The sequence below is a fragment of the Paraburkholderia sp. GAS41 genome, assembly GCF_050436545.1.
In the GTDB taxonomy this organism is placed as follows: domain Bacteria; phylum Pseudomonadota; class Gammaproteobacteria; order Burkholderiales; family Burkholderiaceae; genus Paraburkholderia.
Genome location: NZ_JBNDMK010000002.1, coordinates 33,851 through 56,009 on the forward strand (window position 1 = coordinate 33,851; position 22,159 = coordinate 56,009).

Here is a 22,159-nt window from a genome sequence, read left to right on the forward strand (position 1 = left end):
ATCCGCTGATTGGCCGACATACTACACGAAAAAGGGGCTTCCGTGACCGCTTCGCATCAGCAAAACGACCAGGAAGCCCCTGTATCCGCTGCAGCAGCCGGAGGTCCCTCGATTAATTGCCTTCGAGGAACGACTTCAGCTTGTCGGAACGGCTCGGATGACGCAACTTGCGCAGCGCCTTCGCCTCGATCTGACGGATCCGTTCGCGCGTCACGTCGAATTGCTTGCCGACTTCTTCAAGCGTGTGATCGGTGCTCATCTCGATACCGAAACGCATACGCAGCACCTTCGCCTCACGCGGCGTCAGCGAATCGAGTACATCCTTCACGACATCGCGCATGCTGGCGTGCAACGCAGCGTCGGCCGGCGCAACGGTGTTCGTATCCTCGATGAAGTCGCCCAGATGCGAATCGTCGTCGTCACCGATCGGCGTTTCCATCGAGATCGGCTCTTTCGCGATCTTCATGATCTTGCGGATCTTGTCTTCCGGCATCTCCATCTTTTCAGCCAGCGTTGCCGGATCCGGCTCGAGACCGGTTTCCTGCAGAATCTGACGCGAGATGCGGTTCATTTTGTTGATCGTTTCGATCATATGAACCGGAATGCGGATCGTACGCGCCTGGTCCGCAATCGAACGCGTGATGGCCTGACGGATCCACCACGTGGCGTAGGTCGAGAACTTATAGCCACGGCGATATTCGAACTTGTCCACCGCCTTCATCAGGCCAATGTTGCCTTCCTGGATCAGATCCAGGAACTGCAGGCCACGGTTCGTATACTTCTTCGCAATTGAGATCACCAGACGCAGGTTGGCCTCGGTCATTTCACGCTTGGCCTGACGCGCCTTCAGTTCGCCCGCCGCCATCTGACGATTGGTTTCCTTCAGGTCCTTCAGCGGCAGCACGACACGCGCCTGCAAGTCCAACAGACGTTGCTGCTGCTCGCGAATGGCCGGAATGTTACGCGTGAGGATTGCGCTATACGCGTGGCCTTCGCCGACGATCTTGTCAGCCCATTCGAGATCCGTTTCGCTGCCCGGGAAACGCGCGATGAACTCGGCACGCGGCATGCCGCACTTGTCGACCACTGTATGCAGGATCTGACGCTCGACCTGACGCACTTCATCCACCTGGGCACGCAGCGTGTCGCACAAACGCTCGACCGTACGCGCGGTAAAACGAATCGTCATCAGCTCGTTCTGGATCGTTTCCTGAGCCTTCAGATACGACTTCGACTTGTAGCCTTCCTTCTCGAAGGCACGACGCATCTTGTCGAACCACTCGCTGATCATGGCGAACTTTTCGAGCGAGGCACGCTTCAGCGCTTCCATTTGCGCAGCGTTGGCCGTGGCTTGCGCCGCGCCGTCGTCGTCTTCCTCGTCTTCGCTTTCTTCCTCTTCGACTTCCTCGTCTTCGCTCTCGATCGCTTCCGCTTCCTGCGCGGAGAAGCCGTCCGCGTCTTCCGCGTTGGCGTCGATCAGTCCGTCGACCAGTTCGTCGATCCGAATCTCTTCGTTCGCGACACGCTCGGCCATGGCCAGAATGTCGGCGATCGTTGTCGGGCATGCGGAGATGGCCATCACCATGTGCTTCAGGCCGTCTTCGATGCGCTTCGCAATTTCGATTTCGCCTTCGCGCGTGAGCAGCTCGACCGTACCCATTTCACGCATGTACATGCGGACCGGGTCGGTGGTGCGGCCAAATTCCGAATCGACCGTGGACAGCGCGACTTCGGCTTCCTCTTCGACTTCGTCGTCCGACGAAGCCGCTGGCGCGTTGTCGTTCAGCAGCAGCGTTTCGGCATCCGGCGCCTGCTCATAGACCGCCACGCCCATGTCGTTGAACGTGCTGATGATGCCTTCGATCGCCTCGGTTTCGGTGAAGTTGTCCGGGAGGTGATCGTTGATTTCGGCGTAGGTCAGGAAGCCGCGTTCCTTGCCGAGCTTGATCAGCGCGCGTAGTTTCGAGCGGCGCTCTTCGAGCTCTTCGACGGTACCGGGTTGGGACGACGCGAACGCGTCTTTCAGCAGCGCTTTTTCCTTCGCGCGGCGGTCGCGTGCCTTGGCCTTGTCGGGTTTGCCCGGAGCAGCGGCAGCAGCAGTTTCCTCGCTCGGGGTTGCGTCGTCATCGACGGATACTTCGTTCAGCTTTTTCGTCATGGAGTTCGCCGTACCGGCTGTAGTCTCGACTCGCGGCTGTTGGACAACAGCCGGTAGAACCGTGGATACTGAAGACTCAAGCGCTACCGCAACGTCCTGGGCGGCAACCGCTTCCCTTGCGCTTCTGGCACTCGGCTGCTTCGTGACCGGCTTGGCGGCTTTCACCGTACTCACCGACGCCGCTTTCGCAGCGGAAGAAGTCGAGGATTTCGTCCGGGCAACGGGCGTCACGCTCACGGCGGCTTCGGCAGACCCTCTTTTCGCGGAAGAAATAGACCTGGCCCGCGTGACCTCAGTGGTCGGCTCATCAGAGCCCGTGCTTGCCGATTTCTTTCCGCCTGTAGTCTTTGCCATTGCAATCGCCTTTCGCCTTTTGCCTGGAAAACAAACCGCTGATAACCTTTTATTATAAACCAGGTCCAGCCCACCCCTTCTACAGCCCGAGCCGACGCTTCATGTCAGCCCGTTTCTGATTCAGATCCGTCAACTCCGCGAACTCCTCCGCGGTATGTCTGGATTGCCGCGAAAGTTGTTCGAGCCGCTCACAATAGGCGTCGTAACGCATCTTCAGGATCGCCGCCTGCAACTCCTCGCCGACAATCCGCTCCTGCTCTCGCCGTTCCTCTATGACGGCGGTATCCGTGGGATCCTTCAGCAGCAAATCCCGAACGTTTTCATCATAGTCCAGAATTTTGCGAAAGATTTCCTCGAAAGTCGGGGCATTGGCGCCATTTCGCAAGAGGTCCGACAGCAACTGAAACTCCGCCGCATCGCCCAGCGCACGGGCATGCGTGGTCACTTCCTCAAACAATTCGCCGTGCCGCGTAATGGTTAGTAACGCTTGTTCGGCCTCTTCGTCCAGCCCTGCAACCGTCCGGGGATGCATCACCAGATTGCGCAAGGTCTTTTCCTCGATCCCGGTCACGCTGCGACGGTCCTTGCGAGCCGGCGCCTGTCTCGCGGCGGCGGCGATCCGGGAATCCACTTCGCACAGCGCGGCCACTTCGTCGAACGGCACGTCCAGCCGGTCGGCGAACATATGCATGATCTGCGCACGCAACGCATTGGCCGGCAACGCCTGCAACAGGGGCTTGGCGTCGAATAGTGCGCGCGCCCGGCCTTCCGGCTGGTCCAGTTCCTTGCCGGCCAGCACTTCATTCAGCATGAATTGCGACAGCGGCATGGCCCGCTCCACCTGTTCGGCAAACGCCTCCGTGCCGAATTCCCGCACGTAGCTGTCCGGGTCGTGCTCGGCCGGCAGGAACAGGAAGCGGATCGTCCGGTTGTCCGCCGCATGCGGCAGGCACGCGTCCAGCGCCCGGCGTGCCGCCCGGCGGCCGGCGGAATCGCCGTCGAAGCTAAAAATTACCGTATCGGTCTGACGAAGTAATTTCTGCACATGGACCGGCGTACACGCGGTACCAAGTGTCGCCACGGCGTTCTGGAACCCTGATTGGGCCAGCGCGACCACGTCCATGTACCCTTCCACCACCAGCACGTAATGCTGTTCCCGAATGGCGAGGCGCGCCTCGAACAGCCCATACAACTCGCTACCTTTGCTAAATAGAGGCGTTTCCGGAGAATTCAAATACTTGGGCTCGCCGCCCTCCAGCACTCGCCCGCCAAAGCCGATCACCTGGCCTTTGACATTGCGGATTGGGAACATGATCCGCTCGCGAAAACGGTCATAGCGGCGGTTTTGCCCCTGAGCGTCGGCCTTTTCGCTGACGATCACGAGTCCCGAGTCCACCAGCGATTCATCCCGGTAATTGGGAAACACTGCTTCGAGATTCTGCCAACCGTCGGGCGCGTATCCGATCCCGAAATGAGCGGCGATCGGCCCCGTCAAGCCGCGCTTTTTCAGGTACTGGATCGCGTTAGGCGCGCCGCGTAACTGCTTGCGATAAAAATCACATGCGACCTGCATCACATCTGACAGCGCGGTCGTGACAGCTTTCGACGCCGCCGGCGCATAGCCGCCGCCTCCGCCGCCCTGATTCGGCGAGGGTTCCTGCGGCACCGTCAAACCGACGGACTGCGCCAGATCATTGACCGCTTCGGGAAACGTCAGCCCGGCATGCTCCATGAGAAAGCCAATGGCCGTGCCGTGTGCACCGCAACCGAAGCAATGATAGAACTGCTTAGTCGGACTAACGGTAAAAGAAGGGCTTTTTTCGTTATGAAACGGACAAAGCCCCATGAAATTAGCGCCGCCCTTTTTCAGTTGCACGTACTTGCCGACCACGTCGACGATATCGACGCGGTTCAGCAGATCCTGCAGGAACGAATGCGGAATCACAGTGGGGGCACTACCTTGAAAGCCTGAAGACTGCGCAGCCAGCCCGTCCAGGAACGGGCCGCACAGACCGGGAACACCGCATTATTTCGCGAGCGCAGCCTTGACCAGCCCGGACACGGCGGTCATGTCGGCGCGGCCTGCCAGTTTCGGCTTGAGCACGCCCATCACCTTGCCCATGTCCTGCGGGCCGGCAGCGCCGGTTTGCGCGACCGTGGCCTGCACTTCGGCGGCGATCTCGGCGTCCGACATCTGTTCCGGCATATACGCCGACAGGATAGTGAGTTCGGCGCTTTCCTTCTCGACCAGGTCGGTCCGGCCCGCGGACTCGAACTGGCTGATCGAGTCTTTGCGCTGCTTGATCATCTTGTCGATGACCGCGGTGATTGCCGTGTCGTCGAGCACGATGCGCTCGTCGACTTCACGCTGCTTGATCGCGGCGAGCAGCAGGCGGATAGTGCCGAGACGCTCGGTTTCGCGGGCGCGCATGGCGGCCTTCATGTCGTCGTTGATCCGATCCTTGAGACTCATTACTCACCTGAATGCGTTGGAATGTAAAAAAGATCTGGCCATGCGCCGTGCATCAACACAAAAACCCGCTTGGAACGGCTTCCTCAAGCGGGTTGACGCATATGCGCGGAGTAGATGCGGCTTGACCAGGTGACCCCGAGGGCCAGGTTGTCCGCATAGGGCGGCAGTTCGTGCCGCCACCGGTTGCGTGCCGACGCTCCGTAGGAACCGCAGCGACGTCAGAATCAATAAAACTTCTTTGGCAGCATCTGGCTGCGCAGCTGCTTGAAGTGGCGCTTCACCGCCGATGCCTTCTTGCGCTTGCGTTCAGCCGTGGGCTTTTCGTAAAACTCGCGCGCTCGCAGTTCAGTCAACAGACCGTTCTTTTCAACCGTACGTTTGAAGCGGCGCATGGCGACTTCAAATGGCTCGTTTTCTTTTACGTGGATGATCGTCATTTTTCAATAACGGGACTTCGTAAAGGTTGGGGAGTATATCAGACCTTTCTCATAAAGAGACCGCCGCGTCAAGCCCCCTGAGGTCAGTTTACGCCGGCATATTCCGCGGCCGCCTGGCCCGCCGCCACACCCGAGGCCCACGCCCACTGGAAATTGTAACCGCCCAGCCAGCCGGTCACGTCGACCGCCTCGCCGATGAAATACAGCCCAGGTACACGAGCGCTCATCATCGTCGACGACGACAGCTCGCGCGTATCGACCCCGCCACGCGTCACCTCGGCCTTCCGGTAGCCCTCGGTGCCGTTCGGCGTGAGCGTCCAGCGCGACAGCGCCTCACCGATCCGCCGCAACGTTTTGTCGGGCAAATCGGCGATGCGCGCCTCTGCCGGGACCTGATGCGTTTCCAGCCAGACGTGGGCGAGCCGCGTCGGCACCCATTCGGCGAGCAGGTTGGCGATCTGTCGTTTGGTGCTGGTTTTCGCTTCCAGCAACGCCTCTGTGGCATCCCGCTCCGGCAGCAGGTTGAGGTGGATCGGCTCGCCCGGTTGCCAGTAGCTCGAAATCTGCAGGACGCCCGGCCCGGACAGGCCGCGGTGGGTGAGCAACAGATCTTCGACGAACTCAGCGCCGGTTTTCTTGTTGCCGGTCGCGAGCTGGACCTCCAGTGAAACGCCTGAGAGCGCCGAGAACGGCTCCCAGTCGGCGGCTGCAAACGTGAGCGGCACAAGCGCGGGGCGGGTGTCGATCAGCTTGTGGCCGAACTGTTTGGCCAGCCGATACGCAAATTCGGTTGCGCCAATCTTCGGAATCGACAGGCCGCCGGTCGCCACCACCAACGCCTTGGCGCGGATCGGACCGGCCTGCGTATCGAGGGTGAAGCCCCCGCCTGCATCTTGCCGCACCTGCTCGACGGCGAGCGGTTGGCGCCAGGCAATGCCGCCGGCGTCGCACTCGCTTTTCAGCACATCAATGACCGCGTCGCTCGACTGATCGCAGAACAGTTGCCCTTTGTGCTTTTCGTGCCACGTGACGTGGTACCGCTTGAGCAGCGTCATGAAATCGCGCGGCGTGTAACGCGCGAGCGCCGAGCGGCAGAAATGCGGATTCGCCGACAGATAATTCGCCGGTCCCGCATACAGATTTGTGAAGTTGCAGCGGCCACCGCCGGAAATGCGGATCTTTTCCGCGAGGCGCGGCGAGTGATCGATCAGCACGACGCGCCGTCCGAGTTGCCCGGCGACCGCCGCGCACATCATACCGGCCGCACCCGCGCCAATGACCGCGATATCGAAGGATTCCATGGCGCGCATTGTACCCGCGGCCCCTGCCCCGCACTGCTATACTTTCAGGCTTGCCTTTTCACTTTTTAGGGCGCCTGAACATCCCGGCAAGTCCGAACGGACAGCCATTCAGCGGAATGTCGCCGCGCCCTTCGGCCCTCGAATCATGCTCGTTCTAGGCATTGAAAGCTCCTGCGACGAAACCGGTCTCGCGCTCTACGACACGAAGCGCGGGCTACTTGCGCACGCGCTGCATTCACAGATTGCGATGCACCGGGAGTACGGTGGCGTCGTGCCGGAACTCGCATCGCGCGACCATATCCGGCGCGCGCTGCCGTTGCTCGAAGAGGTGCTGGAGCGCGCGGGCACGGCGCGCGGCGAAATCGACGCCATTGCCTACACGCAAGGTCCGGGACTGGCGGGCGCGCTGCTGGTCGGCGCCAGTATCGCTAACGCGCTCGCCATGGCGTGGGACAAACCCACCATCGGCATTCATCACCTCGAAGGTCACTTGCTGTCGCCTCTACTGGTCGACGAGCCGCCGCCGTTTCCGTTCGTGGCGCTGCTCGTATCGGGTGGCCACACGCAATTGATGCGCGTAACCGACGTTGGCGTCTACGAGACGCTTGGCGAGACCCTCGACGACGCGGCCGGCGAAGCCTTCGACAAGACCGCCAAATTGCTCGGCCTCGGCTATCCGGGCGGCCCCGAAGTGTCGCGGCTGGCGGAATTCGGCACGCCCGGCGCGGTGGTTCTGCCGCGCCCCATGCTGCATTCCGGCGACCTCGATTTCAGCTTCAGCGGCCTGAAGACCGCGGTGCTGACGCACGTGAAGAAGCTCGGCGGCGCCAACATCTGCGAACAGTCCAAGGCCGATCTGGCACGCGGGTTCGTCGATGCGGCTGTCGATGTGCTGGCGGCCAAATCGCTCGCCGCGCTCAAGAAGACGAAGCTCAAGCGGCTGGTGGTCGCGGGTGGGGTGGGTGCCAACCGCCAGTTGCGCGAGGCGCTCTCCGCCGCCGCGCAAAAGCGCGGCTTCGACGTGCACTACCCGGATCTCGCGCTGTGCACCGACAACGGCGCCATGATCGCGCTCGCCGGCGCACTGCGGCTGCAACGCTGGCCCGATCAGTCGGGCAAAGACTATGCGTTCACGGTGAAGCCGCGCTGGGATCTGACCTCGCTCGCGCGCTGACCGCCCTCAGAGGATTTCGGCACAGACCGTTCAATTGGACGTCACGCGGAATTCCGGCCCAAAAAGCCTGCAAAAGAAAACGGCCGCTCAAGCGGCCGTTTTCACGTCATAACAAAGCGTCGCTTAGCGAGCGAGCCGCTTGTCATGCTCAATCACCGCATAAGCGCTGTGATTGTGGATCGATTCGAAGTTCTCGGCCTCAAGCACATACGCGACGATTCGCGCATCCGCATTCAGACGCTGCGCCACATCGCGCACCAGGTCTTCAACGAACTTCGGATTTTCGTATGCGCGTTCCGTGACGAACTTCTCATCTGGCCGCTTGAGCAAGCCCCACAGCTCGCACGATGCCTCTTCTTCGGCAATCCGAATCAGCTCTTCCACCGGCACATCATCAGCCAGTTCAGCGTTGATCGTCACATGCGAGCGCTGGTTGTGCGCACCGTATTGCGAGATCTTCTTCGAGCACGGGCACAAGCTCGTGACCGGCACCAGCACCTTCAGAAACACGCGCGTCTCGCCGTTGCGGGTGTCGCCAGTCAGCGTTACTTCGTAGTCCAGCAGACTTTGCACGCCCGAAACCGGCGCCGTCTTGTTGACGAAATACGGGAACGACACTTCGATCCGGCCGGCTTCAGCTTCGAGCTTCTCGAGCATCGCCGCCAGCATCGTGCGGAACGTCGACGGCTCCAGCGGCGCCTTGTTCTCTTCGAGCAGCGCCACGAAGCGCGACATGTGCGTGCCCTTCTGCTCGGCGGGCAGATGGACGTCGAGGTTCCACGTACCGACCGTCGGCTGCACATCGCCGCCCTGCACACGCACCGTTAGCGGATAACGCACGGCCTTCACGCCGACCCGTTGAATCGGGATCTGGCGGGTGTCGACCGTACTTTGCACGTCGGGCATCACAAAGGCGGGATTCATCTGATTCATGTTGTTGTTCCTTTCATGAGAACGCCGGAGCCGCCCCAATTATTCCACCCCGCAGAAAATCCTCGTGCGGATGGGCTCCCTCGGGAGCCGTCGCAACGCGACAGATGGCGGCACCCAGCCGCCGCACGGATCGACACGCGCAACGGCGAACGCCGGCCTGAGCCGGCGTTGCATGATGAGCCCGAGGGCCCACCGATTCCAGTTGGAGATCGCTATGGTCGCGATAGCGCCTGCAAACCCCGGCGACTTGCCCGGTCCCGCGACCCGCTCACTGACGCTGTCAGGCGACCCGCTTGACCGACTTGCCTGCCGCGTGATCCAGGAAGCGTTCGCGGATCGACTTTTCGATTCCTGCGCTGTCCAGACCGCACGCCGCGAGCAACTTGGCCGGATCCCCATGATCGATGAAGCGATCGGGGAGGCCCAATTGTAGTACGGGTCGCAAAACCCCACTGGCGAGCAGGGCTTCGACGCAGGCGGAACCCGCGCCGCCCATCACGCAGCCTTCTTCGACCGTGACGAGGTAGTCGTGGGTTTCCGCGAGTTGGCGCACCAGATCGGCGTCGATCGGCTTCACGAAGCGCATGTTCGCCACCGTGGCGTCCAGTTGCTCGGCAGCCGCCAGCGACGGCGCGACCATCGTGCCGAACGCCAGAATCGCGATCCGCTTGCCGGCCGGCTGGGCGGTTTCGCGACGCACTTCGCCCTTGCCCAGGGGAATCGCGGCCATCTGCTTGACCGTCGCGACGCCCGTACCGGCACCGCGCGGGTAGCGCACGGCCGTCGGGTTCGGCTGCTGTAAGGCCGTGTAAAGCATCTGACGGCATTCGTTTTCGTCAGACGCCGCCATCACCGTCATGTTCGGAATGCAGCGCATGAATGCGAGGTCGTAGGCACCCGCGTGGGTTGCACCGTCTGCGCCGACCAGACCGGCCCGGTCGATCGCGAAGATCACCGGCAGATTTTGCAGGGCGACGTCGTGGATCAACTGGTCATAGCCGCGCTGCAGGAACGTCGAGTAGATGGCCACGACCGGCTTCATGCCGTCTGCAGCAAGACCGGCGGCGAACGTCACCGCGTGTTGCTCGGCAATACCCACGTCGAAATAGCGGTCCGGGAAACGCTTCTCGAACTCCACCATGCCCGAGCCTTCGCGCATGGCCGGCGTAATACCGACAACGCGGGAGTCGAGTTCCGCCGCATCGCACAACCATTCGCCAAAGACCTGCGTGTAGGTTTTCTTGCTAGGCGCAGTGGACGGCTTGATGCCTTCAGCCGGATTGAACTTGCCCGGACCGTGGTAAAGCACCGGATCCGCTTCGGCCAGCTTGTAGCCTTGACCCTTCTTGGTCACCACGTGCAGGAACTGCGGACCGCGCAGTTCCTTGATGTTCTGCAGCGTCGGAATCAGCGAGTCGAGGTCGTGACCGTCGATCGGGCCGATGTAGTTGAAACCGAATTCTTCGAACAACGTAGCCGGCACGATCATGCCCTTCGCGTGCTCTTCTAGCTTGCGGGCGAGGTCGAGCATCGGCGGCGCGACGCGCAACACGCGCTCCACGCCGGCACGCGCGGCGGCGTAGAAGCGGCCCGACATCAGACGTGCCAGATGGCGATTCAGCGCGCCCACCGGCGGCGAAATCGACATGTCGTTGTCGTTCAGGATCACGAGCAGCGGCACGTCTTCTTCGACGCCCGCGCTGTTCATGGCTTCGAATGCCATGCCGGCGGTCATCGCGCCGTCGCCGATCACGGCGATGCCCGTGCGATTTTCGCCTTGCAGCTTGCTGGCAATGGCCATGCCGAGCGCGGCGGAGATCGACGTGCTCGAGTGCGCCGTGCCGAAGGCGTCGTATTCCGACTCGTCCCGCTTCGGGAAGCCCGAGATGCCGCCCAATTGCCGCAGCGTATGCATCTGCTCGCGGCGACCGGTCAGGATCTTGTGCGGATAGGTCTGATGGCCGACATCCCAGACGATCCGGTCGCGCGGCGTGTCGAACACGTAGTGCAACGCAATCGTCAGTTCGACCGTGCCAAGGTTGGACGAGAGGTGCCCACCCGTCTTCGAGACGCTGTCGAGCACGTAGGCACGCAGCTCGTCTGCGAGCGGTTGCAATTGGCGGCGATCGAGGCGGCGCAGGGCCGCCGGGTCGTCGATGGTTTTCAGCAAGTCGTACATCGTCGTTCCATTGTAGGAAAACTTACGCGCCCGCACTTCATGCACGCATCCATCGCGCCGGATGCGCGGCGGCGGGCTTTCGCGTTCAGCTGACCCGGTTCACCACCAGATCAGCCAGTTCGGCAAGGCGCTGCGCACGTGCGCCAAATGACGCAATCGCAGCGTGGGCATCGGTGCGCAGTTGCGCTGCGAGTTCGCGCGACGCTTCGAGCCCGATGATCGACACGTAGGTCGGCTTGCCGTCCTTCGCATCTTTGCCTGCCGTTTTGCCGAGCGTCGCAGAATCGGTCGTGACGTCGAGAATATCGTCCACCACCTGAAACGCCAGGCCCACCGCAGCCGCGTATGCGTCGAGAGAACGCATCGCGTCCGCGCCGGGTGTTTCGCCAGCCAGTGCACCCATGCGCACCGAAGCGCGCAGCAGTGCGCCGGTCTTCATGCGATGCATCGTTTCGAGTTGCGCCCGCGTCAGCGTGTGGCCGACGCTTGCCAGGTCGATGGCCTGGCCGCCAGCCATACCGATCGAGCCGCTCGCCAACGCCAGCTCGCGGACCAGCGCGGCCTGTTGCGCAGGTGCCAGCACATCGGCCGTCAGCGCAACGAAAGCTTGCGATTGCAGCGCGTCGCCAACCAGCAATGCGGTCGGTTCATCATACTTAACATGCACCGTGGGCTTGCCGCGACGCAGCGCGTCGTCGTCCATACACGGCATGTCGTCATGCACCAGCGAGTAGACGTGGATCATCTCCAGCGCTGCCGCCGCCGCGTCGAGGCATTCGGCGCGTGCGCCCGTCAGTTCGCCCGCCGCGTGGCACAGCAACGGGCGCACCCGTTTGCCGCCGCCCAGCACGGCATACCGCATGGCCTCATGCAGTTGCGCCGGTTCCACCGAAGGCGCCGGCAAGTAGTGTTCGAGTGCCGTCTCGACGCGCCCGAGTACCGAGTGCATCCATTGTTCGAAAGTCATAGGTCGTCCCCGCTCTCTGTCGCGGCTGTGTTTGCGCCACTCATGGGCAGCGGCTTGAGGGTCTCGCCATCGAGTACTCGCACCTGTTGCTCGACCTTTTCCAGCTGTTGCTGGCAAAACGTCACGAGGGCCGCGCCCCGCCGATAGGCGGACAACGATTCCTCGAGGCTCAGACTGCCGCCTTCCATCCGCGCAACGAGCCCTTCCAGCTCCGCCAGCGCCGCTTCGTAGTTCTCGGGCAGCGGTGTGCTGTCAGCGCCTTCGGCGGCCGATGCAGCGGTATCTTTCGATGCGGTCTTCGCCATGAATGGTCGCAAAATTAAAACAAGTCGGACATTCTACGGCAAAAGCGACAAAACCGACCCGCTCCCCGCCCATGGCTCCAGCGGCTTTCCCTACGGCTCACCCAGAGCCTGACAGAAAAAAATCCTTTTTGCTCGAATGGGAACTGTGAACCAACTTCACAATTTTGACCCAAATCAGACACTTAGTCGCCCCAAGTAGGGGGAAACGGGTATAATCGCGGGCTCCCTAAATCGAAACTTTCGATGGTTGGGTTGTTCACTGCTTTCACGTCTTCATCGGGAGTGGGAATGTCCAATCTGAGCAATGCATTGCAGTTGCGGTGTGTTCACAGCCAGCTGCCAGTCACGGCTTACTTTGACGATGCGCTTCTAACGCGCGAAATCGAAACCCTTTTCAAGAAAGGTCCTCGCTACATCGGGCACGAACTCATGGTGCCGGATGCGGGGAATTATTTTGCCTTGCCCAGCGAGAGCGAGGGGCGTGTGCTCGTCCGTAACAAGCAGTCGCAAGTCGAACTGCTGTCGAACGTGTGCCGCCACCGCCAGGCCATCATGCTCAACGGCCGCGGCCAGGCGGACAACATTGTCTGCCCGCTGCATCGCTGGACGTATGATCTGAACGGTCAACTCCTCGGCGCACCGCATTTCGCGGACAACCCCTGCCTGAATCTCGGCGCCACGCCGCTGCAGAACTGGCAAGGGCTGCTATTCGAAGCCGGCGGGCGCAATGTCGCGAAAGATCTGGCGTCGCTTGGCACCAAGCATCATTTCGACTTCTCGAACTTCATGTTCGACCACGTCGAAGTCCACGAATGCAATTACAACTGGAAGTCCTTCATCGAGGTCTACCTCGAGGACTATCACGTCGCGCCGTTCCATCCGGGCCTCGGCAGCTTCGTCAATTGCGACGATCTGACGTGGGAGTTCGGCGACTGGTACAGCGTGCAGACGGTGGGCGTCCATAAGGATCTGGAACAACCGGGCAGTCCGACGTATCGCAAGTGGCACGACGAAGTGCTGCGCTTTCGCGACGGCAAGGCGCCCGAGTTCGGCGCCATCTGGATGGTGTACTACCCCGGCATCATGATCGAGTGGTATCCGCACGTGCTGGTGGTGTCGTGGCTGATTCCGCGCGGTCCGCAGAAAACCACCAATGTCGTGGAGTTCTACTATCCCGAGGAAATTGCGCTGTTCGAGCGTGAATTTGTCGAGGCCGAACGTGCCGCGTACATGGAAACCGCGCGTGAAGACGACGAGATCGCCGAGCGCATGGACGCTGGCCGCCGTGCGCTGATGGAGCGCGGCGAGTCGCAGGTCGGGCCGTATCAAAGCCCGATGGAAGACGGCATGCAGCACTTCCACGAGTTTCTGCGGCGCCAGCTCGGCACGATCTGAGCGGCGCAAGCGCCGTGCCGCCCACAGGGCTTCATGGCAGCACAGCAATCACAGAAAGACGGGCTTCGGCCCGTCTTTTTTTGTTTAGACTAACAACATCATTCGGTCGAACGGCTCGAGCCCGCCTGGTCGTCGGTCTCTGGCCGTGCCGAAATCGCCCGTCTCTGGAGCCGTCATGCCACACACCCACTACACCACTCTGATTTCCGCGGCGAATCTTGCCGAACGGCTCACCGCGGCACCTGGCAGCGTGTTCGTGATCGATTGCCGTTTCGATCTGGCCGACACCGAAGCCGGCGAACAGGCCTATGCGGCGGGTCACTTGCCCGGTGCGCAATACCTGCATCTGGATCGCGACCTGTCGAGCCCAAAGACCGGCACCAATGGCCGTCATCCGCTGCCGGACCGCGCGCAGCTCGCCGCCATGCTGGCCGCGCGTGGCCTCAAGCAAGGTCAGCAGGTGGTGGCCTATGATGCGCAAGGCGGCATGTACGCTGCACGTGCCTGGTGGCTGCTGCGCTGGCTGGGTCACGATGCGGTTGCCTTGCTCGACGGCGGGCTGCAGGCCTGGCAAGCCGCCGGCCATCCGCTAACGCAGGATATCGCCCCGCACAGCGCTGGCGACTTCAAGGCAGGCGCACCGCTCGCCGTCACATTCGACGTGCAGGCCGTGGAGCGCAATCTGAGTACCCATGAGCGGGTGATGATCGACGCGCGCGCCGCGGACCGGTATCGCGGCGAGAACGAAACGCTCGACCCGGTAGGCGGCCATATCCCGGGCGCGCTGAACCGCTTCTTCAAAGACAACCTCACTGCCGACGGACGGTTCAAGCCGGCGCATTCGCTACGCGAAGAATTCCAGGCATTGTTGCCCGGCATCGCACCCGAGCATGTCGTGCTGCAATGCGGCTCGGGCGTCACGGCCTGTGTCAATGCACTGGCGATGGAAGTGGCCGGTCTGCATGGCGCGGCGCTTTACGCCGGATCGTGGAGCGAGTGGACGTCCAATCCGGCCCGGCCGGTTGCAACCGGGGCGAATCCGTAAAGGCCATGGGCGGGCGGTGCCCGGAATGAAGGGCCCGCGCCGCCGCAGCGCCTACGCTACGCCGTGCTGCTTGAACCAGGCCAGCGCGCGGCGCCAGCCGTCTTCGGCATCGCCCTTCTTGTAGCTGGGCCGGTAGTCCGCAAAGAACGCGTGCCCAGCATCGTCATAGACGACGAACTGCGAGCCGCGCCCGGCCTCCGGTCCCTGCGCGATCGCCTGTTTCATTTGTGCGAGCGTGTCCTGCGGGATGCTTTGGTCCTGCAAACCGTATAGCCCCAGCACCGGCACCCGAAGGTCGGCCACCCGATCGATCGGATTGGCCGGCGTGTTGGCCGTATGGTTCCCCGCCACGCGTCCGTACCATGCCACCGCCGCCTTCACATGCGGATTGTGCTCGGCATACAACCACGCGATCCGGCCGCCCCAGCAGAATCCCGTGACGCCAAGCCGCTTCAGGTCGCCGCCGTTTGCACCCGCCCATGCGACGGTGGCGTCGAGATCGGCCAGCACCTGTTCGTCCGGGACCTTGCTGACCAACTGATCGTTTAACTGCTGCATGCTCGGATACGCCGACGCATCGCCTTCGCGTACATAGAGATCCGGCGCGATCGCCAGATAGCCAAGCTTCGCGAACCGCCGGCAAACATCGGCGATATGCTCATGCACGCCAAAAATCTCATGCACGACGATGATGACCGGCAAATGAGTCTTGCCCAGCGGCTGCGCGCGATAGGCGGGCACCAGCGTGTCGCCCGAATGCACGGCGACTTCGCCAGCCTCGAGCCCTTCGCTGTCGGTATGGATGGTTTGTGCCGATACCGGCAACACGGCCGCGGCAAATCCAGTGCCGAGCGCGGCTTTGATGAACGTGCGTCGATTGAACGGGACGTGCGGAACGAGGCAGTCGACTTCAGGTTTCAGCATGCGGCACTCCTTGAATGAAGGGCAATGAAGGGCGTAGGGCAGTGAACAGCCGCAAACAATCGGCTAAGCGGTAACAGGATACGCTTTACGTGCATCCCGTTGCAGGAAGCCCCGTGAACCCGCTTTCATGCCCAGCGAGGGCGCGAAAGAACGACTTTCGAACGCGCCCGTGCCGTGTCACCTTGCCAGCGTGTCACCGCGCCACAGTGCCGACGCACAACCCGCGCCACTCCCGCAGCAACCCTCATCAGTGCAGCTTGACCCGTGGCAGCGTCGTGCGACGCAGCCAATGCGCGAAGGTATCCAGCACCATCCGCGCGTAGCCATGCAGCGCGGCAATATGCAGCCGGTACAGCGACATGTACATAAAGCGCGCAAACAGCCCCTCGATCAGCATGTTGCCGCCGATCACCCCGCCCATCAGGTTGCCCACAGCACTGAAGTGTCCGAGCGACACCAGCGAGCCAAAGTCACGATAGGTGAACTCCGGCAGCGGCTGATTCTCGAGCCTGGCAGCCAGTGCTTTCAACAGGAAGCTCGCTTGCTGGTGCGCGGCCTGCGCGCGCGGCGGCACGTTGCGTTCATTGCCCGGCCACGGGCAAGCAGCGCAATCGCCGAGCGCGAAAACATTGTCGTCGGCCTCGGTCTGCAGCGTAGGGCGGACGATCAGCTGGCCAAGCCGGTTGACCGCCAGGCCGTCGAGTTGGCTCAGGATGGCCGGCGCCTTGATGCCCGCGGCCCATACCGTCAAATCGGCGCGGATCGCCCTGCCGCTCGCGGTCCGCACGACCCCCGGCGCGACCTCCGCCACCGTCTCGCCGGTCATCAGCTTGACGCCCAGCTTGGTCAGAAGCTCCGCCGTGGCGGTGGAGACCCTCTCCTGCAGCGCAGGCAGAATACGCGGCCCGGCCTCGATCAGCACAATGCCGACGTCATGGCGCGGATCGAGCTTATGCAGCCCATACGCGGATAGCACCTGCGCCGTATTGCGCAATTCCGCAGACAATTCGACCCCGGTTGCGCCGGCGCCGACAATCGCTACCTGAACGCGCGGTTCCGTCGACGGCACGGACGCGTCAGGCACCGACTCCACCGGTTCGTGTACCTGATGCTCCGCGCGCATGCAGGCCGCGATCAGGCGCTTGCGAAAGCGCTCGGCCTGGCTGACAGTATCGAGCGCGAGCGAATATTCGGGCGCCCCTTTGACGCCGAAGAAATGCGTCGTACTGCCAATGGCCACCACCAGTGTGTCGTAGTCGAGCACACGTTCCGGAAGGAGGTCTGCACCGTCGTCGTCGATAACCGGCGCGAGCGTAATGCGTTTTGCCGCGCGATCGAGCCCGGCCAGCTCGCCCTGCTGAAACTCGAAGCCATGCCAGCGCGCCTGCGCGGCATATTCGAGTTCCTGCGTGAACGGGTCCATGCTGCCGGCGGCGACCTCGTGTAGCAGCGGCTTCCAGATATGGGTTGGATTACGATCGACAAGCGTGACCTGTGCGCGTACGACGCCCTTGTTCTTATGTGGGGCATAGCGATCGCCAAGACGCGTCGCCAACTCCAGCCCGCCCGCACCTCCACCAACGACGATAAAACGATGCATCGTAGTTCTCCGTGTTTGCCGATCGGTTGTGCGTCGAGACGGTCTACGTCATCCTTGTACGAGCCGTCTGCCAGAGATTGTCGCGAGCAGTGCGGTTTGCCACAAGCCATCCGTGCGCATGTGTGACATGCGCACGACGATATCGCCCGAGATGCGGGCCCGGGTCTCAGGCCTGAGTTTCAGGCCCGGGTTTCAGGCCTCGCCTCAATGCGCCTCTTCCCAGTTGGCGCCCGCGCCCACTTCTGCAACCAGCGGCACTTTCAGCGCGGCCACGCCGCACATCAGTTCAGGCAAGCGCTTGCGCACCTCCGACAGCTCGCTGTCCGGCACTTCGAGGATCAGTTCATCGTGCACCTGCATGATCATGCGCGTGCCGGTGTTCGACGCTTCGAGCCAGTCCTGCACGGCGATCATCGACATCTTGATCAGATCGGCGGCGGTCCCTTGCATTGGCGCGTTGATGGCGGCGCGCTCCGCGGCCTGGCGGCGCGGCCCATTGCCACCATTGATTTCCGGCAGCCACAGCCGACGGCCGAACACCGTCTCGACGTAGCCTTTAGCCTTCGCGCTCGCGCGGGTTTCGTCCATATAGCTCGCGACGCCGGGATAACGCGCAAAGTAGCGGTCGATATAAAGCTTCGCCGCATCGCGGGTGATGCCCAGGTTCGCGGCAAGACCAAATGCGCTCATGCCGTAAATTAAGCCGAAGTTGATGACCTTCGCCACACGCCGCTGGTCGCTCGACACTTCAAGCGGCGTCACGCTGAAAATTTCCGCCGCTGTGGCGCGGTGGATGTCCTCGCCCTGCGCGAACGCGCGCAGCAGTGAAGCGTCGCCGGAAATATGCGCCATGATGCGCAGCTCGATCTGCGAATAATCCGCAGAGACCAGCTTGTGACCCGGCGGTGCAATGAAAGCCTCGCGGATGCGCCGGCCTTCCGCGGTCCGCACGGGAATGTTCTGCAGGTTCGGATCGTTCGAGGCGAGCCGCCCGGTGACCGCGACGGCCTGCGCATAGTTGGTATGCACGCGCCCGGTCTGCGCATTGACCATGCGCGGCAGTTTGTCCGTATAGGTGGACTTCAGTTTCGACAGGCCACGATGTTCGAGTAGCAGCTTCGGCAACGGATAATCTTCGGCCAGCTTTTGCAGGACTTCTTCGTCGGTGGATGGCGCGCCGCTCGGGGTCTTCTTCACCACGGGCAATTGCAGTTTCTCGAAGAAGATCTGGCCAATCTGCTTGGGCGAGCCGAGATTGAATTCTCCGCCAGCCAGTGTATAGGCTTCTGTTTCCAGTTCGATCAGGCGCGTGGCGATCTGATTACTTTGCAGTCGCAACTTTTCCGCGTCGATCAATACGCCCGTGCGCTCCATCTTCCGCAAGACACGCGAGGTGGGCACCTCGATATCGCTGTAGACGCGCTTCAAGCCCTCGTCTGCAGCCACCTGCGGATACAAGGCCTGATGCAGACGCAAGGTGATATCCGCGTCTTCCGCGGCGTATTCCGCGGCCTGGGCGAGTGCGACTTCGTCGAAGCCGATCTGCCCCGCGCCCTTGCCCGCCACCTCTTCGTACTTGATTGTCTTGATGCCGAGATGGCGCAGCGCGAGACTGTCCATGTCATGCGTACGATGCGATTCCAGCACATACGACTGCAGCAGCGTGTCGTGCTCGATACCATCCATGACGATGCCGTAGTTGGCGAGCACCTGTTCGTCGTACTTCATATGCTGGCCGACTTTCTTGTGGTCAGCGCTTTCGAGCCAGGGCTTGAGCTTCGCGAGCACTTCGTCGCGCGGCAACTGGACCGGATGATCCGGCCCGCGGTGTCCCACAGGAATATACGCGGCGGAGTTGGCTTCAACGGACAGCGAAATGCCAACCAGTTGCGCAAGCATCGGATCGAGCGCGGTGGTTTCCGTATCGAAAGCGGTCAGCTTGGCCGCGTTGATCTTTTCAAGCCACGTATCGAACTGTTCCCACGTCTGCACGGTGTCGTAATGACGCTCGCCGTCGATGACAGGTGCAACGTCCTCGCCCGCGCCGGGGCCTTCCACCACCTCAGCGACCTCGACTTCCCGCAGCCAGGTCTTGAAGCCATGCCGCGCGAACACATCACGCAGTTCGTCACGCGCTTCAGGCCGCGTGACCAGGCTTTCCTCGATCGACACCAGATGCTGCGCCAGATCGCATGCCGTGTCGACGGTGACCAGTTTGCGCGCCATGGGCAGAAAGTCGAGTGCCTTGCGCAGATTGTCGCCTACCGCACCTTTGATCTCGTTTGCATGTGCGACGATGCCATCAAGCGTTTCGTACTGCGTGAGCCACTTGACCGCCGTCTTGGGACCGCACTTCTCGACGCCAGGCACGTTGTCGACGGTATCGCCGATCAACGACAGGTAGTCGACAATGCGTTCCGGCGGCACGCCGAATTTCGCCAGCACGCCGGCACGGTCGAGCGTTTCGTTGGTCATCGTATTGATGAGGGTGACATGATCCGTGACGAGTTGTGCCAGATCCTTGTCGCCTGTCGAGACGATCACCTTCATGCCACGCTTTTCCGCCGCGACGCTCAAGGTGCCGATCACGTCATCGGCTTCGACGCCTTCCATCATCAGCAGCGGCCAGCCGAGCGCGCGCACCGCGCCATGGATCGGCTCGATCTGCTGCGCAAGATCTTCCGGCATCGACGGACGGTTGGCCTTATAGTCGGCATACCAGTCGTCGCGAAACGTTTTGCCCTTGGCGTCGAACACGCACGCGCTATACTCTGCTGTGACTTCCTTGCGCATGCGCCGCAGCATGTTGATGATTCCGTACAGGGCACCCGTAGGTCCGCCGTCGGGTCCGCGCAGATCAGGCATCGCATGGTAGGCCCGATACAGATAACTCGAACCGTCAACCAGTAGCAGGGTCTTACCTTCCAGCTCAGTCCCCAGGATTCGTTCTTCAGGCATTATGAACAAGAGAAAAGTGATTCCGAGTCTGCGATCACTCGCAGATCAAGAGCGCGCAACGGCCAAGAAGGCCCGCGCATCGTGGCAGATGTTCACGATTATGGCAGAGTTTATAGAGGCGACCGAGTACCTCTCGGAGATTCGCCCGGCCGTCAGCATTTACGGCTCGGCGCGCCTGAAACCGAACTCTCCGTACTACAAACTGGCTACGCAGATCGCGCGCAAGCTGTCGGACGCGGGCTTTGCCGTGATCTCCGGCGGCGGCCCCGGCATCATGGAAGCGGCCAACAAGGGCGCGCATGCCGGCAAGGCACCGTCAGTGGGCCTGAACATCGAACTGCCGCACGAGCAATCGGGCAACCAGTGGCAAGACATCTCGCTGCGCTTCCGTCACTTCTTCACGCGCAAGGTCACGTTCGTGAAGAACTCGGATGCCGTCATCGTGATGCCGGGCGGCTTCGGCACACTGGACGAACTCGCCGAAGTGCTCACGCTCATTCAGACCAAGAAGTCGCGCCACGTGCCGATCATCCTGGTGGGCGCGGAATTCTGGAAGGGACTGCTCGGCTGGTTCAAGGAATCGCTCGTGCCGATGGGTCTCATCAATCCGGACGACATGAACCTGATGCAGGTCATCGACGATCCGGACCAGGTGCTCGAAGCCGTGCTGAAGTTCTACGAGGACCGTGACGAGACAGAACCGCATCCCGCGAAGTCCGATGAAGACCGGATGTTCTATCTGTAGGGTCCGAGGCCGGAACGCGTGATGTGATTCGACGAAACGGTCGCAGAACATGGACTCCAACCCCTCCACCCCGCAAATCGAGGCCGACGGCGCCCTCGCGCCGCCGCCCAGCGTCAGCGAGATCTTCGCCGGCTTTCTCGGCCTCGGGCTGATGTCGTTCGGCGGCGCGCTGCCGCTCGCGCGGCGCGCGATCGTCGAGCAGCGCCGCTGGCTCTCCGGTTCCGACTTCACCGATCTGCTGGGCCTGTGCCAGTTCCTGCCGGGCGGCAATGTCATCAACCTGTCGGTCGCGATCGGCATGCGCTTTCGCGGGTTGCCCGGCGCGCTCGCGGGCTTGCTCGGACTGATCGCGGGCCCGTCGCTGGTCGTGATCGGTCTGGGCGTACTCTACGAACATACCCAAAACGATCCGCACATCCGTCATCTGTTTGCAGGCCTCGCTGCCGCAGCGGCCGGGTTGCTGATCTCGATGGCGGTGAAAATCGTGCTGCCGCTGTGGCGCAAACCGGTTGCGGCGATCATCGCCATGCTGGGCTTTCTGGCCATCGCACTGCTGCGCCTTCCGTTGCTGCCTACCATGCTGGTCCTCACACCGCTGAGCATCTATCTCGCGTCGAGGACCGCACGATGAACGACACCCTCGTCTCACTCGCCATCATCTTCAGTCAGTTGTCGCTGTTGGCCTTCGGTGGCGGCAACACGATCCTGCCTGAGATGCAACGCCAGGTGGTCGATGTGCATCACTGGATGCCCGCCAGCGAGTTCAGCGCGCTCTTCGCGTTGGCGCAGGCTGCGCCCGGTCCGAATCTGATGATCGTCACGCTCGTGGGGTGGCACGTGGCCGGCTGGGCGGGCATGCTCGTGACCTCGGCGGCGAAGTTCGGCCCCTCGTCGATCGTAACGATCCTCGCACTGCACGCATGGGAGCGCTTCAAGGACCGGCCCTGGCGGCGCTATGCGCAAGCCGGCCTGGTGCCGGTGACCGCGGGTCTGGTCGCCGCGAGTGCGGCGTTGATCGCGCATGCTTCGGATACGACGTTGATCGCATGGGTCATCACCGCATGTTGCGCGGTGCTGGCGATCAAAACGCGGATCCACCCGTTGTGGCTGCTCGCGGCGGGAAGCCTGATTGGACTGACCGGCTTCGGGCAGTTCTGATTCCAGAGCCCGGTCGTGCTGCGACCGGGTTCTGGAACAACCTGCAAAGGCGA

General features: G+C 62.2%; 18 protein-coding genes. 6 read left to right on the top strand and 12 right to left on the bottom strand.

Annotated elements, in window-relative coordinates; all coding sequences use genetic code 11:
• Window positions 1-112: 112 nt before the first annotated feature.
• The 5 genes from rpoD to P3T43_RS03365 form a co-directional block, all read right to left on the bottom strand.
• Window positions 113-2,512, bottom strand: a complete 2,400-nt coding sequence (gene rpoD, locus P3T43_RS03345) for an RNA polymerase sigma factor RpoD (RefSeq protein WP_429279624.1) — start codon at window positions 2,510-2,512, stop codon at window positions 113-115.
• 79 nt (window positions 2,513-2,591) lie between these two features.
• Complete coding sequence (gene dnaG, locus P3T43_RS03350; RefSeq protein ID WP_429279625.1) at window positions 2,592-4,457, bottom strand: DNA primase; 1,866 nt, start codon at window positions 4,455-4,457, stop codon at window positions 2,592-2,594.
• A gap of 81 nt (window positions 4,458-4,538) precedes the next feature.
• Window positions 4,539-4,985 (bottom strand): GatB/YqeY domain-containing protein, encoded by a 447-nt coding sequence (locus tag P3T43_RS03355; RefSeq protein WP_429279626.1) that lies wholly within the window; start codon window positions 4,983-4,985, stop codon window positions 4,539-4,541.
• A 224-nt stretch (window positions 4,986-5,209) separates the two neighbouring features.
• The gene (rpsU, locus tag P3T43_RS03360; RefSeq protein WP_429279627.1) at window positions 5,210-5,422 is read right to left on the bottom strand and encodes a 30S ribosomal protein S21; all 213 of its coding nucleotides are present in this window, start codon (window positions 5,420-5,422) and stop codon (window positions 5,210-5,212) included.
• A gap of 83 nt (window positions 5,423-5,505) precedes the next feature.
• Window positions 5,506-6,723 carry an NAD(P)/FAD-dependent oxidoreductase gene (locus P3T43_RS03365; protein WP_429279628.1) on the bottom strand — a complete coding sequence of 406 codons (1,218 nt, stop codon included), beginning with the start codon at window positions 6,721-6,723 and terminating at the stop codon, window positions 5,506-5,508.
• A gap of 145 nt (window positions 6,724-6,868) precedes the next feature.
• Here P3T43_RS03365 and tsaD point away from each other — a divergent pair, with 145 nt between their 5' ends.
• Window positions 6,869-7,897, top strand: a complete 1,029-nt coding sequence (gene tsaD, locus P3T43_RS03370; RefSeq protein ID WP_429279629.1) for a tRNA (adenosine(37)-N6)-threonylcarbamoyltransferase complex transferase subunit TsaD — start codon at window positions 6,869-6,871, stop codon at window positions 7,895-7,897.
• 123 nt (window positions 7,898-8,020) lie between these two features.
• Here tsaD and folE2 read toward each other — a convergent pair whose 3' ends face one another.
• From folE2 to P3T43_RS03390, 4 genes are all read right to left on the bottom strand, one after another.
• Window positions 8,021-8,830 (bottom strand): GTP cyclohydrolase FolE2, encoded by an 810-nt coding sequence (gene folE2, locus P3T43_RS03375; RefSeq protein ID WP_429279630.1) that lies wholly within the window; start codon window positions 8,828-8,830, stop codon window positions 8,021-8,023.
• A gap of 280 nt (window positions 8,831-9,110) precedes the next feature.
• A complete protein-coding gene (gene dxs / locus P3T43_RS03380; RefSeq protein ID WP_429279631.1) occupies window positions 9,111-11,009 on the bottom strand; it encodes a 1-deoxy-D-xylulose-5-phosphate synthase in 1,899 nt (632 codons plus the stop codon).
• Between the two features lie 85 nt (window positions 11,010-11,094).
• Window positions 11,095-11,976 carry a polyprenyl synthetase family protein gene (locus P3T43_RS03385; protein WP_429279632.1) on the bottom strand — a complete coding sequence of 294 codons (882 nt, stop codon included), beginning with the start codon at window positions 11,974-11,976 and terminating at the stop codon, window positions 11,095-11,097.
• A complete protein-coding gene (locus P3T43_RS03390) occupies window positions 11,973-12,281 on the bottom strand; it encodes an exodeoxyribonuclease VII small subunit (protein WP_429279633.1) in 309 nt (102 codons plus the stop codon). Before P3T43_RS03390 ends, P3T43_RS03385 begins: the two co-directional genes overlap by 4 nt.
• 288 nt (window positions 12,282-12,569) lie before the next feature.
• Between P3T43_RS03390 and P3T43_RS03395 the strand changes: the two genes are divergently transcribed.
• Together P3T43_RS03395 and P3T43_RS03400 are read left to right on the top strand one after the other, a co-directional pair.
• Window positions 12,570-13,676 carry an aromatic ring-hydroxylating oxygenase subunit alpha gene (locus P3T43_RS03395; protein ID WP_429279634.1) on the top strand — a complete coding sequence of 369 codons (1,107 nt, stop codon included), beginning with the start codon at window positions 12,570-12,572 and terminating at the stop codon, window positions 13,674-13,676.
• 175 nt (window positions 13,677-13,851) lie between these two features.
• Window positions 13,852-14,721 carry a sulfurtransferase gene (locus tag P3T43_RS03400; RefSeq protein WP_429279635.1) on the top strand — a complete coding sequence of 290 codons (870 nt, stop codon included), beginning with the start codon at window positions 13,852-13,854 and terminating at the stop codon, window positions 14,719-14,721.
• A gap of 51 nt (window positions 14,722-14,772) precedes the next feature.
• Here P3T43_RS03400 and P3T43_RS03405 read toward each other — a convergent pair whose 3' ends face one another.
• From P3T43_RS03405 to polA, 3 genes are all read right to left on the bottom strand, one after another.
• Window positions 14,773-15,645 (bottom strand): dienelactone hydrolase family protein, encoded by an 873-nt coding sequence (locus tag P3T43_RS03405; RefSeq protein WP_429279636.1) that lies wholly within the window; start codon window positions 15,643-15,645, stop codon window positions 14,773-14,775.
• A gap of 247 nt (window positions 15,646-15,892) precedes the next feature.
• Window positions 15,893-17,245, bottom strand: coding sequence for an NAD(P)/FAD-dependent oxidoreductase (locus P3T43_RS03410; RefSeq protein WP_429279637.1), 1,353 nt, complete (start codon window positions 17,243-17,245; stop codon window positions 15,893-15,895).
• Window positions 17,246-17,449: 204 nt separating this feature from the next.
• Window positions 17,450-20,203, bottom strand: coding sequence for a DNA polymerase I (gene polA, locus P3T43_RS03415; RefSeq protein ID WP_429280146.1), 2,754 nt, complete (start codon window positions 20,201-20,203; stop codon window positions 17,450-17,452).
• Between the two features lies 1 nt (window position 20,204).
• Between polA and P3T43_RS03420 the strand changes: the two genes are divergently transcribed.
• Genes P3T43_RS03420 through P3T43_RS03430 form a run of 3 tightly spaced genes read left to right on the top strand, consistent with a single transcriptional unit; the run spans window position 20,205 to window position 22,106 of the window.
• Window positions 20,205-20,948: a TIGR00730 family Rossman fold protein gene (locus P3T43_RS03420; RefSeq protein ID WP_429279638.1), complete on the top strand. Its 744-nt coding sequence runs from the start codon at window positions 20,205-20,207 to the stop codon at window positions 20,946-20,948.
• Between the two features lie 49 nt (window positions 20,949-20,997).
• Window positions 20,998-21,579 (top strand): chromate transporter, encoded by a 582-nt coding sequence (locus P3T43_RS03425; protein WP_429279639.1) that lies wholly within the window; start codon window positions 20,998-21,000, stop codon window positions 21,577-21,579.
• Entirely contained in the window at window positions 21,576-22,106 is a 531-nt protein-coding gene (locus tag P3T43_RS03430; RefSeq protein WP_429279640.1) for a chromate transporter, read from the top strand. Before P3T43_RS03425 ends, P3T43_RS03430 begins: the two co-directional genes overlap by 4 nt.
• Window positions 22,107-22,159: the final 53 nt, after the last annotated feature.